Annotated in this window: 2 protein-coding genes and 1 pseudogene; all 3 read right to left on the reverse strand. The window is 75.3% G+C overall.

Annotation, left to right across the window (positions count from 1 at the left end):
* A pseudogene (locus EAO70_RS37490) lies at positions 1-1,021 on the reverse strand (hypothetical protein); the annotation flags it as partial.
* A complete protein-coding gene (locus EAO70_RS00125) occupies positions 1,018-2,259 on the reverse strand; it encodes a DUF2306 domain-containing protein (RefSeq protein WP_261992557.1) in 1,242 nt (413 codons plus the stop codon). The gene EAO70_RS00125 and the pseudogene EAO70_RS37490, both read right to left, overlap by 4 nt.
* A 200-nt stretch (positions 2,260-2,459) precedes the next feature.
* Positions 2,460-2,975 (reverse strand): PadR family transcriptional regulator, encoded by a 516-nt coding sequence (locus EAO70_RS00130; protein WP_187283651.1) that lies wholly within the window; start codon positions 2,973-2,975, stop codon positions 2,460-2,462.
* Between the last annotated feature and the right edge of the window lie 48 nt (positions 2,976-3,023).

Consider the following 3,023-nt stretch of genomic DNA (forward strand, 5'->3'; position numbering starts at 1 on the left):
GGCGGTGGGCTGCCTCGCCGCGCAGTACCGGCGGCCGTCGGCTTCCCCGGCGGGACCGCCGGACGGGCCCGCGGGCGCGGCGACCCGGCCGCCCGGCGTACCGCTGCCCGGCTGGTCGAAGCCGCCGCTCGCCGTCGTCGGCTCGGGATGGCTCGGCATCGGCGCGGGCCTGCTGGCCTTCCCCGGCTTCTGGGGCGCCCTCGTGCCGTGGACCGTGAACCGGGCGGACGCGCAGGGCCTCGGCGTGTGGGCGCTCGCCCTGGGCGTCGGCGTCCTCGCCGCGCTCGCCGAGGACGATCTGACCCGCGTCCGTCCCGCGCTGCGGGCCGTGCCGCTGATCGCGCTCGCCGCGGCGGTCGTCCTCGCGGTCCACTTCCGCTCGGTCGACTGGACCTCGGGCCCGGGCGTCTCGCTCGTCGCCCTCGTCACCGGACTCCTCACGACCGGGGTCGCGGGTCACTGGCTGCTCTCCCGCGCCGATGCCGAGCCATCCCGAGCCGACGACGGCGAGCGGCGGCTTCGACCAGCCGGGCAGCGGTACGCCGGGCGGCCGGGTCGCCGCGCCCGCGGGCCCGTCCGGCGGTCCCGCCGGGGAAGCCGACGGCCGCCGGTACTGCGCGGCGAGGCAGCCCACCGCCCCGAGGGCGAGCAGTCCGAGCACGGCGACCCAGCCGAGGCTGAACAGGGCGAGGAACAGCGGTCCGCCCTCGATCGCCCGGAGGGAGCGGCCGTTCAGAAGACTGACGGCGAACAGGCCGACCAGCACGATCACCAGCGGCAGCACCAGGCTCCGCACCTCCTCCCAGGCGCGGGCCCGCCCGAGGGTGAGGAGCGCGGGCGCCACCCCGGCCATCGCCGCGCCGATGAGGCCGGGGCTCAGCGACTCCGGGGAGACCCAGGCACCCGCCGCGTATCCGAACAGGCTGGTCACGGCGAGCAGGGCGCCGGTGGTGAGGCTGACGCCGCCGACGACGGCGCTCAGGACGACGATGCCGGGAGACAGTTCCTTACGGGCGGTCATGCGGCGCTCCCCTTCCCGGCGGCACGGACAACCGCGGGAGTTCCGGCGTCGGTGGGCGCGCCGACGGCGCCCCCGCCCCCGTCGCCCCGGCCCACTGCCGTCCCGCCGGTCGTCCCGCCGGTCGGAAGGTCCACGGACCCGGCCCGCCGCCTCAGGACCTCCCGCCCGTGCAGCACCCGCAGGCTCACCACCGTGACGGCCGCGTAGGAGAGCATCCCCGCGCCGATGCCGACTCCCGCGATCAGGGCGGTGAGCCGGTCGAGGCCCATTGTCCGCTCCAGGACCGGGACGGTCAGCGCCGAGAAGGCGGGCGCCAGGCACTGGGCCGCCAGATGCAGCCGCCATTCCTCGCGCGCCCAGGCCGCTCCCCGGGCGCGGGCCCGTCCCGCCCGGACCGCGACGACGGCGTAGATCAGGACGTACGGGACGAGGTAGGCCACGAGCATCCGCCTCCCCTGTGTCCCCTGGTCGAGCAGGGCGTGGGTGAGCCGTCCCAGGCCGGCGGCGCCGAGGAGGTGGGCGGCGGCGAGGACCGGGCCGGGGGCCCAGGTGCCGGTCGGACCGGGGAGGTCGGTGCGTCGGTCCAGGGCACGGGACGCCAGGAGCGCGCCGAAGGCGACGAGGGCGCCGAGGTGCATGATCGCGACGCGGTTGATGTCCTGGAGGGGCAGTCCCGGGTAGAGGGCGGGCAGCGCGCCCCACTCCAGGCGGAGCAGCGGAGCGGTCATCAGGAAGCCGTAGCAGAGCAGCAGCCAGCGCTGGTGCAGGTCCGGGAAGCCGCGCAGGGCGGCGAGGATCCCGAAGGTCACGCTGCCGACGGTGCCGACCAGGATCGTCGCGAGGACGATCCAGAACGAGGCGCCACTGAAGGCCTCCGTCGGCGGGGTGCGCAGGAGGTAGAGCGCGGCGCCGGCCATCGACACGTACACGGTGACGGCGAAGACGGTGCCGAGGACGCGGTGCAGGCGGATCCGGCGGCGCACCGCCGAGAGCAGCTGGACCGGGCCGAGCAGCATCAGCAGGCCGCCCAAAACCGAGTGGACGATCAGCGGGACCAGGCTGCGGCTGTACGGCCCCATCCGGTCGCGGACGGCTTCGGCCACGAACTCCGCGGAGACCGTCCGGCCGAGGAGCCACTCGCCGAGGGCGGGCGCCCCGGGTGTGGCGTACGGCCAGAGTTCGGTCATGGCGATCGGCGCGTACACGAGGCTGACCGCCGTCACGGCGATCGCGGACACCCGCCCCCACCTGGTCCCCGTGTCGCTCCTCGGACGTCCCACGGCGCTTCCCCCTCCCGCAGCCTCGCGTGCCGGTCGGCCGCGATAGTCCTTTCTGGACTATGGAGGAAGGTAGGGCGAGGCGCCGCCGGGGTCAACCCGTCGGTAACAAGCGGTCGGTGACGCCTGGGCGGTGACAACTGGGCGCTACGGGCTCGGAGTCAGGCCTCGCGGCTCTCGACCCAGCCCCAGAAGTCGACCATCATCCGCTCGTACCGGATGCCGAACTCCAGGGCCTCGCGCTGCCCGCGCGTCAGCAGCTCGCCCACGTCGTCGGCGAGGGTCTCGTACTCGCCCAGGGTCCGCCGGTGCTCCTCGACCTGGACCGGGGCGTGGACGGCCGGGCTGGCCCCGAACCACAGCTTGAGGATGCCGCGTTCGCGTGCCTCGACCGGGACGAACGCGGGGTCGGCCAGCCAGCCCCGGAGCGCCGCCGCGCCCTCGTCGGTGAGCCTCATCAGACGGCGGTTCCGCCCTCCGGGCTGCCTGGCCTCCGAGAGGAGCCCGGCCTCCAGGAGCCGGTCGCACTGGGCGTAGACCTGCGCGTGCGGCATGGACCAGAACGGCGCCACGGTCCGCGCGGCCTCCACCTTGACGTCGTACGGGCTGGCCTCGCCCAGGGTGTCGATGATCCCGAGGACGAGGAAGGAGGGCGTGGTCAGGCGGACTTCAGACATGCGTCGACGGTATCGCGCGGACTACGGGAGGGGGCGTGTCGCGCCGGG

Source organism: Streptomyces sp. adm13(2018) (assembly GCF_008042145.1).
Lineage (GTDB): Bacteria > Actinomycetota > Actinomycetes > Streptomycetales > Streptomycetaceae > Streptomyces.

What these genes read in the sequence shown, in the direction of transcription:
- EAO70_RS00130 (WP_187283651.1), bottom strand. Translation starts at nt 2,975, where the DNA reads ATGTCTGAAGTCCGCCTGACCACGCCCTCCTTCCTCGTCCTCGGGATC.